Source organism: Chromatiales bacterium (assembly GCA_024234935.1).
GTDB lineage: Bacteria > Pseudomonadota > Gammaproteobacteria > Steroidobacterales.
Genome location: JACKNI010000001.1, coordinates 1056498 through 1073077, shown reverse-complemented (window position 1 = coordinate 1073077; position 16580 = coordinate 1056498). Strand labels below are relative to the sequence as shown.

The 16580-nt window shown below is 63.2% G+C and carries 20 protein-coding genes; 10 read left to right on the top strand and 10 right to left on the bottom strand.

Annotated features, from left to right (window positions below; translation table 11 throughout):
- Positions 1 to 21 precede the first annotated feature (21 nt).
- The 4 genes from H6979_05135 to H6979_05120 form a co-directional block, all read right to left on the bottom strand.
- A complete protein-coding gene (locus tag H6979_05135; GenBank protein ID MCP5139219.1) occupies positions 22 to 192 on the bottom strand; it encodes a CcoQ/FixQ family Cbb3-type cytochrome c oxidase assembly chaperone in 171 nt (56 codons plus the stop codon).
- Position 193: 1 nt separating this feature from the next.
- The gene (gene ccoO, locus H6979_05130) at positions 194 to 799 is read right to left on the bottom strand and encodes a cytochrome-c oxidase, cbb3-type subunit II (GenBank protein MCP5139218.1); all 606 of its coding nucleotides are present in this window, start codon (positions 797 to 799) and stop codon (positions 194 to 196) included.
- A gap of 13 nt (positions 800 to 812) precedes the next feature.
- Positions 813 to 2231, bottom strand: coding sequence for a cytochrome-c oxidase, cbb3-type subunit I (gene ccoN / locus H6979_05125; protein MCP5139217.1), 1419 nt, complete (start codon positions 2229 to 2231; stop codon positions 813 to 815).
- 129 nt (positions 2232 to 2360) lie between these two features.
- Entirely contained in the window at positions 2361 to 2750 is a 390-nt protein-coding gene (locus H6979_05120; GenBank protein ID MCP5139216.1) for a DUF2784 domain-containing protein, read from the bottom strand.
- 90 nt (positions 2751 to 2840) lie between these two features.
- On the opposite strand from H6979_05120, the gene H6979_05115 reads away from it, so the two are divergent.
- The 3 genes from H6979_05115 to H6979_05105 all read left to right on the top strand — a co-directional run bounded on the left by H6979_05115 (position 2841) and on the right by H6979_05105 (position 6696).
- On the top strand, positions 2841 to 3701 hold the full coding sequence (locus H6979_05115) for a neutral zinc metallopeptidase (protein MCP5139215.1): 861 nt from the start codon (positions 2841 to 2843) through the stop codon (positions 3699 to 3701).
- A gap of 53 nt (positions 3702 to 3754) precedes the next feature.
- Positions 3755 to 3955 carry a dodecin domain-containing protein gene (locus H6979_05110; GenBank protein MCP5139214.1) on the top strand — a complete coding sequence of 67 codons (201 nt, stop codon included), beginning with the start codon at positions 3755 to 3757 and terminating at the stop codon, positions 3953 to 3955.
- A gap of 80 nt (positions 3956 to 4035) precedes the next feature.
- Positions 4036 to 6696 carry a bifunctional acetate--CoA ligase family protein/GNAT family N-acetyltransferase gene (locus H6979_05105; protein MCP5139213.1) on the top strand — a complete coding sequence of 887 codons (2661 nt, stop codon included), beginning with the start codon at positions 4036 to 4038 and terminating at the stop codon, positions 6694 to 6696.
- 62 nt (positions 6697 to 6758) lie between these two features.
- Here the strand turns inward: H6979_05105 and leuD are convergent, their stop codons facing one another.
- Together leuD and leuC are read right to left on the bottom strand one after the other, a co-directional pair.
- Entirely contained in the window at positions 6759 to 7403 is a 645-nt protein-coding gene (gene leuD, locus H6979_05100) for a 3-isopropylmalate dehydratase small subunit (protein ID MCP5139212.1), read from the bottom strand.
- Between the two features lie 6 nt (positions 7404 to 7409).
- Complete coding sequence (leuC, locus tag H6979_05095; protein ID MCP5139211.1) at positions 7410 to 8819, bottom strand: 3-isopropylmalate dehydratase large subunit; 1410 nt, start codon at positions 8817 to 8819, stop codon at positions 7410 to 7412.
- A gap of 121 nt (positions 8820 to 8940) precedes the next feature.
- Between leuC and moaC the strand changes: the two genes are divergently transcribed.
- The 4 genes from moaC to H6979_05075 all read left to right on the top strand — a co-directional run bounded on the left by moaC (position 8941) and on the right by H6979_05075 (position 11166).
- On the top strand, positions 8941 to 9420 hold the full coding sequence (moaC, locus tag H6979_05090) for a cyclic pyranopterin monophosphate synthase MoaC (GenBank protein ID MCP5139210.1): 480 nt from the start codon (positions 8941 to 8943) through the stop codon (positions 9418 to 9420).
- A 5-nt stretch (positions 9421 to 9425) separates the two neighbouring features.
- Positions 9426 to 10064: an NTP transferase domain-containing protein gene (locus H6979_05085; GenBank protein ID MCP5139209.1), complete on the top strand. Its 639-nt coding sequence runs from the start codon at positions 9426 to 9428 to the stop codon at positions 10062 to 10064.
- Complete coding sequence (locus tag H6979_05080) at positions 10027 to 10635, top strand: GTP cyclohydrolase I (GenBank protein MCP5139208.1); 609 nt, start codon at positions 10027 to 10029, stop codon at positions 10633 to 10635. The genes H6979_05085 and H6979_05080 overlap by 38 nt, the downstream gene beginning before the upstream one ends.
- A gap of 63 nt (positions 10636 to 10698) precedes the next feature.
- The gene (locus H6979_05075; protein ID MCP5139207.1) at positions 10699 to 11166 is read left to right on the top strand and encodes a MaoC family dehydratase; all 468 of its coding nucleotides are present in this window, start codon (positions 10699 to 10701) and stop codon (positions 11164 to 11166) included.
- A 70-nt stretch (positions 11167 to 11236) separates the two neighbouring features.
- On the opposite strand, the gene H6979_05070 is transcribed toward H6979_05075, so the two are convergent.
- Both H6979_05070 and H6979_05065 read right to left on the bottom strand, forming a co-directional pair.
- Entirely contained in the window at positions 11237 to 12070 is an 834-nt protein-coding gene (locus H6979_05070; protein ID MCP5139206.1) for a hypothetical protein, read from the bottom strand.
- Positions 12071 to 12076: 6 nt separating this feature from the next.
- The gene (locus tag H6979_05065) at positions 12077 to 12844 is read right to left on the bottom strand and encodes a DUF1499 domain-containing protein (GenBank protein ID MCP5139205.1); all 768 of its coding nucleotides are present in this window, start codon (positions 12842 to 12844) and stop codon (positions 12077 to 12079) included.
- Between the two features lie 127 nt (positions 12845 to 12971).
- Here H6979_05065 and tesB point away from each other — a divergent pair, with 127 nt between their 5' ends.
- Positions 12972 to 13847, top strand: coding sequence for an acyl-CoA thioesterase II (tesB, locus tag H6979_05060; GenBank protein MCP5139204.1), 876 nt, complete (start codon positions 12972 to 12974; stop codon positions 13845 to 13847).
- A 15-nt stretch (positions 13848 to 13862) separates the two neighbouring features.
- Here tesB and H6979_05055 read toward each other — a convergent pair whose 3' ends face one another.
- The gene (locus H6979_05055; GenBank protein MCP5139203.1) at positions 13863 to 14360 is read right to left on the bottom strand and encodes a gamma carbonic anhydrase family protein; all 498 of its coding nucleotides are present in this window, start codon (positions 14358 to 14360) and stop codon (positions 13863 to 13865) included.
- A 20-nt stretch (positions 14361 to 14380) separates the two neighbouring features.
- On the bottom strand, positions 14381 to 15124 hold the full coding sequence (gene gpmA, locus H6979_05050; protein MCP5139202.1) for a 2,3-diphosphoglycerate-dependent phosphoglycerate mutase: 744 nt from the start codon (positions 15122 to 15124) through the stop codon (positions 14381 to 14383).
- Positions 15125 to 15384: 260 nt separating this feature from the next.
- Here gpmA and H6979_05045 point away from each other — a divergent pair, with 260 nt between their 5' ends.
- Entirely contained in the window at positions 15385 to 16077 is a 693-nt protein-coding gene (locus H6979_05045) for a Crp/Fnr family transcriptional regulator (GenBank protein ID MCP5139201.1), read from the top strand.
- Between the two features lie 113 nt (positions 16078 to 16190).
- Complete coding sequence (locus H6979_05040; GenBank protein MCP5139200.1) at positions 16191 to 16574, top strand: hypothetical protein; 384 nt, start codon at positions 16191 to 16193, stop codon at positions 16572 to 16574.
- Positions 16575 to 16580: the final 6 nt, after the last annotated feature.

The following is a 16580-nucleotide window of genomic DNA, read 5'->3' as shown; positions in this document are numbered from 1 at the left end:
CTCCTCGCCAGTTCAGCGATATCAGGACCGGTTTTCCGGATCCGCGGGTGGTTTGTCGTCCGGCTCCAGCGGCAACTGTGCCGCCGCATCGAAAGTTGCCTTCTGTCTGCTGCTGTACGCCCAGAAGCAGATGCCGATGAACAGCACCAGCATCACGACGGTAAAGATGCCGCGCAGCAGTCCGGGATCCATGTCAGCGGCCCTTGACGGCTGTGCCGAGGCCCTGCAGGTAGGCGACCAGCGCATCCATCTCGGTCTTGCCCTCCACGAGGGCGGAAGCGCCAGCGATGTCCTCGTCCGTATAGGGCACGCCGATGGTCCGCAGCCGCTGCATCTTTATCGGCGTGAGGCTGGCATCCAGTGTGTTCTCGCTGAGCCAGGGAAAGCCCGGCATGTTCGATTCAGGCACCAGGTCGCGCGGGTTGTGCAGATGTGCGCGCTGCCACTGATCGGTGTAGCGGCCGCCGACGCGCGCCAGATCAGGACCGGTGCGCTTGGAGCCGAACTGGAACGGCCGGTCGTACACGGCTTCGCCGGCCAGCGAGTAGTGGCCATAGCGCTCGGTTTCGGCACGAAATGGCCGGATCATCTGTGAGTGGCATCCATAGCAGCCCTCGCGGACGTAGATGTCCCGTCCCTCGAGTTGCAGGGCGGTGTAGGGCATCACGCCTGGTGCCGGCTCCACGGCCTCGCGTGACATGATCAATGGCACGATCTCCGCCATGCCGCCGATGCTGATCGCCAGCGCGGTCAGGATGCCCAGCAGGCCGGCGGATTTTTCGATCGTTTCATGCCGCATTTTCGTGCGCTCCTCAGGCCGGATCCAGGACGGGCTGTACGACGCGTTGTTCGCTGGTGACCACTGTCTTCCATGTGTTCCAGGCCATGATCAGGGCGCCGCTGAGGAACATCACGCCACCCGTCAGTCGTGCTGCATAGTATGGATAGGTGGCCTTCAGGCTCTCGATGAAGGTGAAGGTCAGGGTGCCGTCGCTGTTGACCGCGCGCCACATCAGTCCCTGCATCACGCCGGCAATCCACATCGAAGCCACATACAGCACGATGCCGATGGTGGCGATCCAGAAGTGCAGGTCGATTGCTTTGGTGCTGTACATGCCTGTGCGGCCATAGACGCGCGGGATCAGCGCGTACATGCAGCCGAAGGTGACCATTGCTACCCAGCCGAGCGCACCGGAATGCACGTGGCCGATGGTCCAGTCCGTATAGTGCGACAGGGCATTGACAGTCTTGATCGACATCATCGGCCCTTCAAAGGTCGACATGCCGTAGAAGGACAGCGAGACGATCAGGAACTTGAGGACCGGGTCGGTGCGCAGTTTGTCCCAGGCACCGGACAGCGTCATGATGCCGTTGATCATGCCGCCCCATGACGGCGCCAGCAGCACCAGCGAGAAGACCATGCCTACCGACTGGGCCCAGTCGGGCAGGCTCGTGTAGTGCAGGTGGTGCGGTCCTGCCCACATGTAGGTGGCGATCAGGGCCCAGAAGTGCACGACTGACAGCCGGTAGGAGTACACCGGGCGGCCAGCCTGCTTCGGCACGAAGTAATACATGATGCCGAGGAAGCCTGCCGTGAGGAAAAAGCCCACCGCATTGTGGCCATACCACCATTGCACCATCGCATCGACGATACCGGCATAGATCGGGTACGACAGGCTCAGCGTTACCGGGATCGCGAGCGAGTTGACGACATGCAGGATTGCGATGGTGATGATGTAGGCAGCGAAGAACCAGTTCGCCACATAGATGTGCTGTACGCGTCGCTTGGCCAGCGTACCGAAGAACACCACGCCATACGCAACCCACACCACGGTGATCAGTACATCGATGGGCCAGATCAGTTCGGCGTATTCCTTGCCCTGGGTCATGCCCAGCGGCAGGGTGATGGCGGCCAGCACGATGACCAGGTTCCAGCCCCAGAAGGTGAATGTCGCCAGCCATCCGGCATACAGGCGCACGTGGCAGGTGCGCTGCACGACGTAGTAGGACGCGGCGAAGAGTGCGGAGCCGCCGAAGGCAAAGATCACCGCATTGGTATGCAGTGGCCGCAACCGGCTGAAAGTGGTCCACGGCAGGTCGAAGTTCAGCTCCGGCCACATCAACTGGGCGGCGATGATCACGCCGACTAGCATGCCGACCACACCCCAGACCACCGTCATGATGGAGAACTGCCGGACGACGACGTCGTTATACGTGTTTGATTTGTCCATCAAAGGGCTCCGTGACGGAGTGTTGACCAGGAATTTATGCCGGCAAACCTGATCTGTGTCATTGACAGGCAGGATTACACGCGCGGCAATTTACGAGCAATGCGTCTTGAAGGCAATGCGGGATATTCCTCATCGCCGCCGGTCGGGCGGAAAGAACCACCACGTTGCCACGACGAGCAGGCCGAACAGCGTATAGCCGGTCGTAAATACCCACGGCGGCGCGTCGTAGTACAGGAGTTGCTGCAGCCAGTGTTCGATGAAACCGCTGCTGTAGGTGGTGGTCCGGGCTTTGGTTCGCAGCCATATCTCCAGGGTCGTGAGAGGGCAGTTCAGGCCCAGCCAGCTTTCCGCGATGATGGTGGCGATCGCAGCCAGGTGCATCAGCCTGAACCACAGCTCGTTGACCCAGTGCCAGCTGCGCCGGTTACCGATGACAACCAGTGCAAGTCCCCCGACGACAAACACCACAAGCGCGATATGGGCGGCAAGCACCAGATCTGCGAGTAACCGGTAGGTCATTTCGGGTTGTGCCATGAACTCCACGATCCGTTGTACCCATCCTGCTCTGGCTGTCATCTATACTCGACAAAGCAACCGCGAGGATAGCCAGTGCGCTGGGAGCGAGGTCGGCGAAGCAGCAACATCGAAGACCGGCGGACCGGCGGTATGCGCACAGGTCTGGTCGGCGGCGGCGGGCTGCTGACACTGGCGCTGGTGCTGGCCGCAATCTACTTCGGGGTTGACCCGTCCCTGCTGCTGCAGGACATGCCGGCCGGCAGCGACACTTCGGTCAGCGCGGAGGCGCCCTCCGGCAGTCCGGAGGCTTCCGACACGATGCGCGATTTCGTCTCGGTGGTGCTGGCCGATACCGAGGATACCTGGCAGGCGTTGTTCACTGCAGCAAACCGCCGCTATCAGGAACCGTCCCTCGTGCTGTTTTCTGGCCAGGTGCGTTCCGCCTGTGGCATGGCTACGGCTGCGGTCGGGCCGTTTTATTGTCCAGGTGACAGCAAGGTCTATATCGATCTGGCCTTCTTTGCGGATCTGCATGACCGTTTCAACGCGCCCGGTGATTTTGCCGAGGCCTATGTGATTGCCCACGAGGTCGGCCACCACGTGCAGAATCTCCTCGGTACCTCGGCAAAGGTACAAAGAGCGCGGGAGGGCCGGGACGACGCCGAGGGGAACGCCCTGTCGGTCCGGCTCGAGTTGCAGGCCGACTGTTTCGCCGGAATCTGGGCATACCACGCCGATCGCAGCCGGCAGCTGCTGGAGACCGGTGATATCGACGAGGGCCTGGCTGCGGCGAGCGCCATCGGTGACGACCGACTGCAGATGCAGTCGCGCGGCTATGTCAGTCCGGATTCGTTTACGCACGGCAGCGCGGAACAGCGGGTACGCTGGTTCAGCAAAGGCTATGCAAGCGGACAGCCCGGCAGCTGCGATACGTTCTCGGCGCCTTTGCTGTAAGGTCCGAATTTCCGACAAGCATCACAGCAAGAAGACCAAGAGGAGATACCAACATGACCGTTGCCAAGATCACGGAACTCACGAGCACCTCCCGGAAGAGCTTCGAGGATGCGATCACAAACGGCATCAAGCGGGCGACAAAGACCCTGGACAATGTCTCCGGTGCCTGGATACAGGATCAGGAAGTGGTTATCGAGAAGGGCAGCATCGTCGAATACCGCGTACGCATGCGCGTGACCTTCGTTCTGAAGTAGACGGCGCCTTTCGCGAGTGAGCCTTGCCATGCCAGGGTCGGCCGGCTGCTGGCCGGCCGTACCCGCATGAAAGGCATGCGATGAGTATCCGTCACCTCGATCAGTTGTTTGATCCCGCGTCGGTCGCCGTGTTCGGTGCCTCGCAGCGACCGGCCAGCGTTGGCGCTACCGTCTGGCGCAACCTCCATGCGGATGGCTTCAAGGGCCGCATTTTTGCCGTCAATCCGAAATACCGGGAGTTCGACGGTGTACCTGTTTTTGCGCAGGCAGGCGATCTCCCGGAAGTTCCGGATCTCGCGCTGATCTGTACACCGCCTGCCGTGGTTCCCGGGTTGATTGCCGGGCTCGGCAAACTCGGTGTACGCGCTGCCGTGGTTCTCAGCGCGGGGCTCGATGCCGGGCAGAAACAGGCCATGCTGGATGCGGCACGCCCGCACCTGCTGCGGATCCTGGGGCCAAACTGCATAGGCATGTTGTCACCGCACATCGGTCTGAATGCCAGCTTTGCCCATATCGATGCCTTGCCGGGTGAACTGGCCTTCATCACCCAGTCCGGCGCGCTGATGACCGCCATGCTTGACTGGGCGCGATCGCGCCGCATTGGCTTTTCCCATCTGGTCTCGCTCGGTGAGCACGCCGATGTGGATTTCGGCGACATGCTCGACTACCTCTCGACCGATCCCCGCACGCGAGCGATCCTGCTCTATATCGAGTCGGTTGAGGCAGCCCGCAAGTTCATGTCGGCGGCGCGAGGGGCGGCGCGCAACAAGCCGGTTATTGTCGTCAAGTCCGGACGTTCGGCGCAGGGGCAGCGCGCCGCTGCTTCCCATACTGGTGCGCTCGCAGGCTCGGATCTCGTATATGACGCTGCCATCGCACGCGCCGGCATGTTGCGTGTCGATACCATGCAGCAGTTGTTTCTCGCGGCCGAAACGCTGGCGCGGTTCCGGGACAACGTCGGTGAGCAACTGGCGATCCTGACCAACGGGGGTGGCGCTGGCGTCATGGCTGCCGACCATGCCGCCCACCTGGGTGTGGACCTGTGCGAACTGACTCCCGCGACTGTGGCCAGGCTTGACGCGCAGATGCCGGCCAACTGGTCGCGCGGCAACCCGGTAGACATCATCGGTGATGCACCGGCGGAGCGCTATGTCCAGGCACTGGAGGCGCTCAATGCCGACCCTGGTGCGGGAGCGGTGCTGTTCATGCATGCGCCGACTGCGATCGTGCCAAGTGCCGATATTGCGCGGGCGCTCGTGCCGCTGGCCAGCCAGTCCCCGCCGCGCGTGATGGGCTGCTGGATGGGTGACGAGTCGGTTGCGGAAGCGCGCACGATTTTCCAGGCAGCAGACATCGCCGGCTACGAGACACCGGAACAGGCCGTGCGCGCTTTCTCGATGCTCACGACCTACAGGCGCAATCAGGCCCAGCTGATCGAGGCTGCACCGGTACGGCCGCCAGGCGTGCCGGCAGCGGACTTCGATGCTGTCGATGAATTGTTCAGGAAGGTTCTGGACAGTGGGCGTGACATGCTCACCGAACCGGAGGCCAAGGCGGTACTTTCGGCTTACGCAATTCCTGTCGTCGCGACGCGCAGCGTGGCGGCCGATCCGGCTGATGCCGCGCAGGCTGCTATCTCCATTGGCTTTCCGGTCGCGCTGAAGATCCTGAGCGAGGACATCTCGCACAAGTCCGATGTGGGTGGCGTCGCGCTCGATCTGGCCGATCCCGGGGATGTAGAGCGCAGCGCCACCGCGATGCTTCAGCGGGTACGCCGTCTGCGGCCAGCGGCGCGGATCGAGGGATTCACGGTGCAGGCGATGATCCGCCGTGCACATGCCCAGGAGTTGATCGTCGGTGCGAGCATCGACAACGCTTTCGGTCCGGTGATCCTGTTTGGTCAGGGTGGCACTGCTGTCGAGGTGCTGGCTGACCGGGCAATTGCGCTTCCGCCGCTGAACCAGCCACTGGCACGCGCATTGGTCGCGCGTACCCGTGTTGCCCGGCTGCTCACGGGCTTTCGCGATACCCCGCCGGCTGACCTGCATGCCGTGTATGCGGTCCTGATGGCCGTCTCGCAGTTGCTCGCCGACAATGCCTCGATTGCCGAGATCGACATCAATCCGCTGATCGTCAATCACGAAGGTGCGATTGCGCTGGATGCCCGCATCCGGCTCAGCGCGGCGGCACCGGCGGGCGCGCTGAATTTCGCGATCCGCCCCTATCCGGCGCATCTGATCGAGTCGCTGGACTGGAAAGGGCGTGCGCTCACGCTGCGCCCGATCCGTCCTGAAGACGAGGCGCAGCACCTCGAGTTCCTCGCACATCTGGATCCCGAGGATGTGCGCCAGCGTGTCTTCTACAGCAAGCGCAGCATTGAACGCAGCGAGCTCGCCCGGCTGACGCAGATCGATTACGCCCGCGAAATGGCATTCATTGCCGTGGCGCCCCGGCCGGACGGTCGGGAGCAGACCCTCGGCGTGGTGCGCGCCACGGCTGACCCGGATAACTGCGAGGCCGAATTCGGCATCATCGTGCGTTCCGAACTCAAGGGTGAAGGACTCGGCGAACTGCTGATGGACAAGCTGATCCGGACCTTGCGCGCGCAGGGTACCCGGGAGCTGGTCGCAAGCGTGCTGCCGGAAAACACGCGGATGCTTGAACTTGCGCGCGCACTGGGTTTTCGCGAGGACCCCGTGCGCACGAGGCCGGGTTTCCGCGTTATCCGGAAGGAACTGTGACGGCCTGGATATCCGGTTTATGCCCGCTCGGGGCATGCCGCCCGGGATGCGTCGCCGTTGGGTTACTGTCCCGGCTGAGTGCGTTCGGGCAGATAGATCCACGGCCGGCGTGACCGGTCGCGTTCGCGATAGGCGAGGATCTCTGCGTCGCGCTTCAGCGTGACGGCGATGGAGTCGAGGCCTTCCAGCAGCATTTCCCGATCGGCCTCCGGGATGCTGAAGGACCACGCGCCACCGTCGGGTATGGAGACGGTACAGGTCGTCAGGTCCACCGTGATCCGGATTTTCTCCGGGTCTGCTTCAACCTTTCGTGCCAGGGCCTCGACAACGGCGTTGTCGAGAATCACCGGCACGATGCCATTGCGTACGCAGTTGCCATGAAAGATGGAGCCGAAGCTCGGCGCGATGATGGCGCGGATGCCCCATTCGTGCAGCGCCCACACGGCATGTTCGCGGGATGAGCCGCAGCCGAAGTTGAGGCCTGAAAGCAGGATCTGCGCCCTGCGGTAGGGCTCCCGGTTGAGGATGAAATCCGGGTTTTCAGCGCGGCTGCCCGGGCTCTGATAGCGCCAGCCGGCGAACAGCCCTTCCGAGAGGCCGACTTTCGAGACGCGCTTCATTTCCCGGCTGGGGATGATTGCGTCGGTATCGATATTGATGCGCAACAGGGGTGCGGCGATGGCGGTGAGTCGCGTGAACTTCTCCATGGCGTCTCAGCCCCCCTTCAGCTTGCGTACGTCGGCGAGCGAACCCGCGATCGCCGAGGCGACCACGGTCGCCGGGCTGGCCAGATGGGTGCGCGTGCGCGGGCCCTGGCGGTTCTCGAAATTGCGGTTGGTGCTGGAGACCACGCGCTCCTCGAGACCGAAGCTCTCGCCGCCGGCGTAGAAGCACATCGAACAGCCGGACTCGCGCCACTCGAAACCGGCGTCCCGGAAAATCCTGTCGAGCCCTTCTGCCTCGGCGGCTTTCTTGACCTGGCTGGAACCGGGTACGCAGATCGCCTTCACGCCAGCGGCGACCTTGTGGCCGCGCAGAAGGCGGGCGGCTTCGCGCAGGTCGCTGATGCGGCTGTTGGTGCAGGAACCGATAAAGGCAGCACTGATCGGCAGGCCCTCGAGCGAGGTGCCGGGTTCAAGGCCCATGTATTCGAGTGCGCGCTGCATGGACTGACGCCGGTTGTTGTCGGCCTCGGCGGCCGGGTCCGGCACTGCGTCGCCGATGCTGCCGCCATGCTGCGGGCTGGTGCCCCAGGTGATGTGCGGGCCAAGCATGTTGCAGTCGATCTCGATCTCGCGGTCGAAAGTCGCGTCCGGATCGCTGGCCAGCGTGCGCCAGTGAGCGACCGCCTTGTCCCAGGTTTCAGGTCCCGGTGCAAAAGGCCGGCCACGCACATATTCGAAGGTGCTTTCGTCTGGCGCCACGATACCGGTCCATGCGCCAAACTCGACGGCCATGTTGCAGAGGGTAAAGCGGGCTTCGATCGGCAGCGCGCGTATCGCAGCGCCGGCGAATTCGATCGCATAACCGGTGCCGCCTGAAGCACCGTAGCGACTGATGAGGTGCAGGATCAGGTCCTTCGCATAGACACCCGGACCGAGTTCGCCCTCAAAGCGGATACGCATGTTGCGCGGCTTGCGTACGGCCAGTGTCTTGGTGGCCAGCGCATGCTCGGCTTCGGTGGAGCCGATGCCCCACGCCAGTGCGCCCAGACCGCCGAGCGTGCAGGTGTGACTGTCCGGGCAGACCAGCGTCACGCCGGGCAGGGCAATGCCCTGTTCAGGCGACACCACATGCACGATGCCCTGGCGGTCATCGCCCAGATCGAAGAGATGGATGCCCGCGGCGATGGCCGAAGCGCGGGTGCTGGTGATGAATTCGCGGCCGCCCGGCATGCGCGTGTCGTCGGTGCGCCCGGGGGTGGTATCGACGATGTGGTCCATGGTGCAGAACACCTGTTCTGGGTGGCGCACCGAATGCCCCGCGGCTTCCAGGCCCTTGAGCGCCACGCTGCCGGTGCGCTCGTGCAGGAAGATGCGGTCGATGTAGAGCAGGGTGGCGCCATCGCCCAGATCAGCGACCGTATGCTCCGCCCACAGTTTGTCGATGATGGTCTGACCCATGCTTCCCGCGCCAGGTCGGCGCTAGCTGAAACCGGCCGCGATGATAGCAGCTCGGTTCCGGCGCGGGCGCACGGGACGGGGGAGCTATAATCCCCGGCTTCATATCCAGGCGAGTACCGACATGCTGTCCCATGTGGATGACAAGAATCAGCCCACCATGGTGGATGTGAGCGGCAAGGCCGTGACACGCCGCACTGCACATGCGCGGGCTCGGGTGCTGCTCCCGCCGGTCGTCCGTGCAGCCTTTGCGGGCGGCGATATCCAGACGCCCAAGGGGCCGGTATTCCAGACCGCGATCATCGCCGGCACGATGGGCGCCAAGCGTACCAGCGAGCTGATTCCCTTCTGCCATCCGATCGGGCTCGATTCCTGCCGTATCGAGATTGGCCTGGACCAGGGTGGTGACGTCATCATCGATTGCACGACACGCGTTGAACACCGCACCGGCGTCGAGATGGAAGCGCTCACCGGTGCCGGCGTCGCCGCGCTCACCGTCTACGACATGTGCAAGGCCTTGTCGCATGAGATCGTGATCGCCGAGATCAGGCTCATCACCAAGACCGGCGGCAAGAGTGACTTCAGCGCCGCCGGATCATCCTGAACCGCATGGAGCCCGGCGGCGAGCCACCGCCCTTGCGCGGGCTGGTGCTGGCGGGCGGGCGCAGTGTGCGCATGGGCCGTGACAAGGCGGGGATCCTCATCGAAGGCACCACACTGCTCGAGCGGACCGTCGCGCTGCTCGACGGTTGTGTGACCAGTGTGCGCGTATCGGTGCGGGCTGATCAGGTTGATGATCAGCTGCGGCGGCAATTCCCGCTGCTGCCGGACGCAGGCACCGGCCTCGGTCCGGTCAACGGTCTGCGCGCTGCGCATCTGGAGGATCCGGCTGCAGCCTGGCTGGTGCTTGCCTGTGACATGCCTGGTCTTGACCGGCGGGTCATTGAGGCGCTGGTCGCCGCGCGCGACCCGGCGCGGGCGGCGACCAGCTGGCGCAGTCCCGTGACCGGCCTGCCTGAGCCGTTGTGCGCGATCTGGGAACCCGCTACGCTGGCGCGCCTCGCCAGCCTCGTTGCCGCCGCCGGGCGTCCTGTCAGCCCGCGTGCCGTGCTGGCGGAGAGTGACACCCTGTTGCTGGACGCACCGTGGCCTGTCGCGCTGCTCAACCTGAATACGCCTGCTGAACTGGATCGATACCGGAAAGAGAGACATGGCCACCAGCCGCAAGAAGAGCCCGACGACACCTAAGCCGAGCCGCGAAGATGCCGAGGCCGCGGTGCGTACCTTGCTGGCCTGGGTCGGCGAGGATCCGGCCCGGCGCGGCCTGCAAAAGACGCCAGCGCGTTTTATTGGCGCCTACGAAGACTGGTTTGCCGGCTACAAGGTCGACCCCTATGCGCTGCTTGGTACTTCATTTCACCAGGTCGAGCACTACGACCGCATCGTTGCCCTCACGCATATCGATTTCGAATCCCACTGCGAGCACCATGTGGCGCCGGTTATCGGTCGTGCACACGTGGCCTATCTGCCGGACCGGCGGCTGGCCGGTATCAGCAAGCTGGTGCGGGTCGTGGAGGCCTTTACCCGGCGCATGATCGTGCAGGAAAAGCTCACTGCCGACATCGCGCGCTGTTTCCAGCAGGTGCTCGAGCCGCGCGGGGTGGCTGTGATCATAGAGGCACAGCACCATTGCATGACCACGCGCGGTGTACACCGGGACAATGTGCGCATGACGACCAGCGAAATGCTGGGTGCATTCAGGGACGACGATCGTATCCGTGCCGAATTCTTCGGTGCCATCGCGCGTCGTGAACGTTGAGTCGACAGTCCTGATCATGCAGGCTATCAATCTGTTTTTGGCCACGAGCGGTGAACAGGCGACATGAGCCGGGTTGTCATAAAGAGCGCAGCGGAGGTCAAGGCCTTTGAGGGTCGTGAGGTCGGTGTTTCGGACTGGATCACCGTCGATCAGGACCGCATCAACCGCTTTGCGGATGCGACTGACGATCACCAGTGGATCCATGTGGATGTCGAGCGCGCGAAACGGGAATTCCCCATCGGTACGACCATCGCACACGGCTATCTGCTGGTATCGTTGATGCCCCGGCTGCTGGACAGCATCGTTGTGTTCGAAGGGATCAAGCGCGTCATCAATTACGGGGTCAACGAGGTACGCTTCCGGAACATGGTGCCGGCCGGCAAGCGCGTACGCATGCGCACCACGCTGAAATCCGCACGGCAGCGAGCCGGAGGCCTGCAGGTCATTCTCGACAACACGATCGAGATCGAGGGTGAAGTGAAACCGGCCTGTACGGCCGAGGTGCTGGTCCTCTACTTCTTCGAGGACTAGCTGTATCGTCTTCCCGCCGGAGCGGATTCAGCCGCGATTGATGGCGAAAGAATCACGCCCGAAGGCGCTGCTACTGTTTGCGGAGTGCCGCCAGCAGGCGCTCGTGTACCGACGGCGATGAACTCACCAGTATCGGGCTGCTGCGTGCGCTGAAATTTTCGAATATGTCCAGTGGTTTCCCGTCCAGTCCGGATACCACACCACCGGCATTGGCAACGATATAGCCGAGCGCGCCCCAGTCGAGCAGGTCGCAGGACTGCGACACGAAACCATCCAGGCGGCCCGTGAAGAGGTCGTTGAGGTTTTCGAAGTCGCGCTGCGGGTCATCGTCGGCCACGATGTCGAAGGCCTTCCATTTGCCGCGCAGTTTTTCCAGCTCGGCTGGTGCCTGGTAGCCGACGCAGACGGCGCTGCCGGAACGGGTGGCCAGCGGCTGCATGTCGTTCAGGGTCCGGCAATTGCGCCCCCCGGTAAATGCGCCGCAGCCGCGAATGGCGAGATTGAAACGTCCGCGCACGGGCAGGTAGCAGATGACGGCCATCAGCCGTGCCTCGCGTGTGATCGACAGGATGATCTGCCATCCGCTGCGCTGATTCTGGTAAAGGTACGTACCGTCGATCGGATCCACCCAGACCATCGTTGTGGCAGCGGAGGGAAAATAGCCGGTGTTGCGTGACAGTTCCTGTTCTTCACCGAAAAAACCGGCCTCCGGGAAGTGGGCCAGCGTGGTTATTTCAAGGAAAGTCTGCACCGCCTGGTCGGCGTCCGTAATCGCCTGTACCCAGGGATTCTGGCCGGCCTTTTGCGCGGGCCCAGCGATGAGCGGCTGTATGCGTCGGGCGTAATCACCGGCGGTGACCAGGACCGGGAGATAGGTCTCCACCATTTCCGTGATGGCAGGCATGTTTGTTCAGCGGGCGAGGCGGGCCTGCAGGGAGTCAAGGTAGTTGCGGACACGGCGGGCGTTGACCCCCATGTCGCCGCGCCCGACCCGCGACTTGGAACGCACATCCACCCGGGTGCCGGAAGCCGCAGGCTGAATGCGGATCACGACGTCGTCCTTGAAACGTACCCAGCCGGTTTCTGCAGTCGCCTCGATCCGGCCTTCCGCTTCGCTGGCATCGACCAGAGTCCAGCCCTTGTCGGCGACGATCTCCTTCGCGCCGGCAAAGACCACGTCGGCAGGCTGATCGACCACCAGCGGCTGGATGTCGGGGAAGGCGCGGTGCTGCTCGGCTGCAGTTTCGGCACCGTCGTACTCGCTGGGATTGGCTGCATCCGCTTGCCGGAGCGCTGCGATCCTGACGAAGGCGGGCGGGGTAACCGTATCCGTGCTGATGTCGTGAATCGCCGGCGCACCACGCGCCTGACTGATCACGAAGCCATTGTTTGCCGTAACAGCAAGCCCGGCCAGCAGGGCCAGCCAGGCGATCGGCCGCGATGTGGCACCGCGCAGACCGCCGCTGCGGATCAGGCCGAGCCCGGCCGTGATCGCGGCGACAAGCAGCAGCAGGCTGCCGAGCGCATAGGTCCCCATGCTGGCAAACGGCGAGAGAAATCCGGCGCGTGCACCAAAGCCCGAGGCAATGGCGAAAACGATGCCGATCGCAGCGGTCCAGATGCCGATCATGGACAGACGGGAGCCTTTGCGCGGCGTGAGCTGCAGAGCGTCTTTCATGCGCGTCCCCCTTGCGTGACGCCGACCATAACACAGGCCTGCGGGACTGCCCATGCCGGTCGGGCCGCCGGGCAGACGGCAGCGTGCGCGGTTACAATTCCTGTCCCGTTTCCGGTTCAGGTTCTCAATGGACGCAGGTTTTGCCGATCTGATCGCGCTGCTCGAACTCGAGCCCATTGAGGAGAACATATTCCGTGGCCAGAGTCGCGATATCGGCACGCCGCAGGTCTTCGGCGGGCAGGTGCTCGGCCAGGCGCTGGCAGCGGCAAGCCGCACGGTGCAGGGCCGCGCCGCGCATTCGCTGCACGCCTATTTCCTCAAGCGGGGTGATGTCAACGCACCGATCATCTATGAGGTGGACCGGGCGCGGGACGGTGGCAGCTTTTCCAACCGTCGGGTCATTGCCATCCAGCACGGTGAGCAGATCTTCAACATGACCGCTTCGTTCCAGACCGCCGAGACGGGGCTGGAACACCAGGTGACCATGCCGGAGGTGCCGCCGCCCGATGGCCTCAAGGACATCGAGACGCTGGTGCGTGAGTACAGCGCTGAAATTCCGCCGCGCATGCAGCGCTTCCTTTCCTACCGGCGTCCATTCAGTGTGCGCCCGGTAGATCCTGGACAGTTTCTGTCGACCGGCAGCCAGAACCGCGCGCCGGTCAAGCAGGTATGGATGCGCGCCATCGACCAGCTGCCGCCCGACCAGTTCCTGCACCAGGTGCTGCTCGCCTATGTCTCCGACTACGAGCTGATCGGTACGGTGACCTTGCCGCATGGCCTGCATGTGAGCCGTGCCGGTCTGCAGATGGCGAGCCTCGATCACGCGATGTGGTTCCATCGCGCCTGCCGCGTGGATGAGTGGCTGCTGTTTGCGCTTGACAGTCCTGCGGCCAGCGGCGGACGCGGTCTCGCGCGTGGTCACGTATTTGCCGCGGACGGTCAGCTGGTGGCGACCCTGGCACAGGAGGGCCTGATCCGGGTGCGTCCGGATCGGGCTGACTAGCCGCCGCCGACTTGCTCAGGGCAGGGACCGCAGGCCGGCCCGATAGCGTTTGGCCCTTTCGATGTAGCGCTGGCGGTTGCCGGCGATCCCCTCAAGTTCCTGTGCCGTCAGCGGCCGGATCGCCCGGGCCGGTGAACCCACGATCAGCATGCCGTCCGGGAACTCCTTGCCTTCGGTGACCAGTGCATGCGCACCGATCAGGCAATTGCGGCCAATCCGGGCGTGATTGAGCAGGCTCGCGCCCATGCCGATCAGCGTACCGTCACCGATGGTGCATCCGTGCAGGGTCACCATGTGTCCGACCGTCACGAACTCGCCCAGCGTGAGCGGCGCGCCGGGATCGGAATGCAGTACCGAATTGTCCTGGATGTTGCTGCCGCGGCCGACGACGATCTGCTCGACGTCGCCGCGCAGTACGGCACCAAACCAGACGCTGACCTGTGCGGCCAGGATCACGTCGCCGATCACGCTGGCATTCGGCGCGATGTAGACATCGTCGGCGAGCTGCGGCATCAGCCCATCGAGTGCGTAGATCACTTCGCCTTGCCCTGCTGTGCAACCGCCTCGGCAGCCTTGCGGATAGCCGTCTGGTCGCCGAGATATTCGCGCTTCAGTGGCTGGAGATGCGCATCAAGCGTATAGAGCATCGGGATGCCGGTGGGGATGTTGAACTCGAGGATGTCCCGCTCGGACATGTGGTCGAGCATTTTCACCATGGCGCGCAGGCTGTTGCCGTGTGCTGTTACCAGCACGTTCTCGCCGCGCAACAGACGTGGCGCCACGCTGTCCTGCCAGAAGGGCAGGACGCGCGCCAGCGTGTCTTTCAGGGACTCCGTGCCCGGCAGCCCCGTGATTGCGTGGTAGCGGGGATCATGGACCGGATGCCGCTCGTCGCTTACCTCCAGCGGTGGCGGCGGCGTGTCATAGCTGCGGCGCCAGATCTTGACCTGGTCCTCGCCATGCTTGGCAGCGGTCTCGGCCTTGTTGAGCCCCTGCAACGCCCCGTAGTGCCGTTCGTTGAGCCGCCAGGTCCGTTCGACCGGTATCCACATCAGGTCCATTTCGTCGAGCATCAGCCAGAGCGTGCGGATTGCCCGCTTGAGCACCGACGTATAGGCGATATCGAAGCGAAAACCCAGCCGCGCCAGCTCCTTGCCGGCGCTCTTTGCCTCAGTGCAGCCCTGGTCGGTGAGGTCCACGTCGGTCCAGCCGGTAAAGCGGTTATCGAGATTCCATGTACTCTGTCCGTGCCGGCAGAGGACCAGCTTGCCTGTCATTCAGATGCTCCGGTTATTGCTGCGCAGCCGATGATTCTAAACGCTGGGTCCAGGTGACGGACAATCCTTGTCAGCTGTATCGGGGGTATGTCGGGAGGACGGGCCAAGGTCCGGCGCTGGCGTCTGTGTGTGAATCTGCACATACACGGGTAAACACTAACGGTATAAGGCATCGCTTGGCTGCTCCTGTCTGCAGCCGTGATGCGGGCTTCCTTGGCTTATGGGATGCGGGTGAGGGCCAGTCTATTGGAGTTGAAGCGATGTTGACCTGGCAGAACCCGCTCAAGAATCGCCTGTTAGCCCAACTTTCAGAACCGGAATATCTGCAGTTCGAGCCGCAACTGGAACTCGTCATGCTGCAGGGCGGGCAGATTCTTTGCGAACCATGCAACCAATCACGCTACGGCTATTTTCCGGTGAACTGCGTTGTTTCACTGGTCGGTGTCTCGGCGACAAGTCTCTATACGCCTGTCGCGGAAATCGATGAAGATGGTCTGGTGGGGCTGGTGCGGCTCCTTGGCAAGCGGGAGATTCCCTATCACTGCGTCACACTGATTTCCGGTGCGGCTTACCGGGCGCGACTGGATTTCTTGCAGGCGGAGTTTGACATACATGGCGGTTTTCAGCGGGCAGCGCTTGGGTATCTGCAGCTATTGATGATACAGATTGCCCAGAGCGCAATCTGTATCCGGCGGCACTCCATAGAACAGAAAATCTGCAAGACATTGCTGCTGGGTATGGATCGTGTCGCGGGCAATGAAGTCGAGATGACCCAGCAATTTGTCGCCAATATGCTTGGCCTGCGTCGCGAAGACGTCACGCACGCCGCCCGCAAGCTGCAGGACGATGGGCTCCTGAACTACACTCGTGGCCGGATCACCATTCTGGACCGGGCCGGCCTTGAAGCAAGGGTCTGCGAGTGCTATCGGCTCGTGCGCCAGCTGGTCTGCTGAGCGCCGCACGAAAAAAAAGTTCCCTGCCTCCCGCGCGATGGACCAGATGCCTCACGGCCTTCATAATGCCATCTGCCACAGCAGATCTTCTCCAGCCGCAAAGGAATTACGCGATGATTCGCTCGCACGCCATAGTATGGCTCGACCACCAGCATGCCCAGATTCTGCACTTCGATGATGAGAAGGTGCTGTCCGGCAAGAAGCTGAAGGCCCACTCCCACCCGACCAGGCAGCACGGCAGTACGGTACGTACCGAGCATGAGTTTTTCGGGGAAGTGTGCGATGCGCTGGAGGGGGTCCCGGAAGTGCTGGCCGTAGGTTCCCATACCGCAGTCGCCGATTTTGAGCACTACGCAAAGAAGCACCGTCCGCAAACGGCAAAACATATCGCCGCCTGGCAGGTCGTCGATCACCCCAGCGAGAACCAGCTTGTGGCGCTGGGACGCGAGTTCTTCCTGAAGTACGACCGTATGGCAGGTACGGCCGGCTCTGACTGAGCGTTG

Excerpts from the sequence above, each read along its gene's own strand:
- moaC (MCP5139210.1), top strand. The coding sequence starts at position 8,941 with ATGCTGTCCCATGTGGATGACAAGAATCAGCCCACCATGGTGGATGTG.
- H6979_05040 (MCP5139200.1), top strand. The coding sequence starts at position 16,191 with ATGATTCGCTCGCACGCCATAGTATGGCTCGACCACCAGCATGCCCAG.
- tesB (MCP5139204.1), top strand. The coding sequence starts at position 12,972 with ATGGACGCAGGTTTTGCCGATCTGATCGCGCTGCTCGAACTCGAGCCC.
- H6979_05055 (MCP5139203.1), bottom strand. The coding sequence starts at position 14,360 with ATGCCGCAGCTCGCCGACGATGTCTACATCGCGCCGAATGCCAGCGTG.
- ccoN (MCP5139217.1), bottom strand. The coding sequence starts at position 2,231 with ATGGACAAATCAAACACGTATAACGACGTCGTCGTCCGGCAGTTCTCC.
- H6979_05135 (MCP5139219.1), bottom strand. The coding sequence starts at position 192 with ATGGATCCCGGACTGCTGCGCGGCATCTTTACCGTCGTGATGCTGGTG.
- H6979_05110 (MCP5139214.1), top strand. The coding sequence starts at position 3,755 with ATGACCGTTGCCAAGATCACGGAACTCACGAGCACCTCCCGGAAGAGC.
- H6979_05080 (MCP5139208.1), top strand. The coding sequence starts at position 10,027 with ATGGCCACCAGCCGCAAGAAGAGCCCGACGACACCTAAGCCGAGCCGC.
- leuD (MCP5139212.1), bottom strand. The coding sequence starts at position 7,403 with ATGGAGAAGTTCACGCGACTCACCGCCATCGCCGCACCCCTGTTGCGC.
- ccoO (MCP5139218.1), bottom strand. The coding sequence starts at position 799 with ATGCGGCATGAAACGATCGAAAAATCCGCCGGCCTGCTGGGCATCCTG.
- leuC (MCP5139211.1), bottom strand. The coding sequence starts at position 8,819 with ATGGGTCAGACCATCATCGACAAACTGTGGGCGGAGCATACGGTCGCT.
- gpmA (MCP5139202.1), bottom strand. The coding sequence starts at position 15,124 with ATGACAGGCAAGCTGGTCCTCTGCCGGCACGGACAGAGTACATGGAAT.
- H6979_05085 (MCP5139209.1), top strand. The coding sequence starts at position 9,426 with ATGGAGCCCGGCGGCGAGCCACCGCCCTTGCGCGGGCTGGTGCTGGCG.
- H6979_05070 (MCP5139206.1), bottom strand. The coding sequence starts at position 12,070 with ATGCCTGCCATCACGGAAATGGTGGAGACCTATCTCCCGGTCCTGGTC.
- H6979_05075 (MCP5139207.1), top strand. The coding sequence starts at position 10,699 with ATGAGCCGGGTTGTCATAAAGAGCGCAGCGGAGGTCAAGGCCTTTGAG.
- H6979_05120 (MCP5139216.1), bottom strand. The coding sequence starts at position 2,750 with ATGACCTACCGGTTACTCGCAGATCTGGTGCTTGCCGCCCATATCGCG.
- H6979_05065 (MCP5139205.1), bottom strand. The coding sequence starts at position 12,844 with ATGAAAGACGCTCTGCAGCTCACGCCGCGCAAAGGCTCCCGTCTGTCC.
- H6979_05105 (MCP5139213.1), top strand. The coding sequence starts at position 4,036 with ATGAGTATCCGTCACCTCGATCAGTTGTTTGATCCCGCGTCGGTCGCC.
- H6979_05045 (MCP5139201.1), top strand. The coding sequence starts at position 15,385 with ATGTTGACCTGGCAGAACCCGCTCAAGAATCGCCTGTTAGCCCAACTT.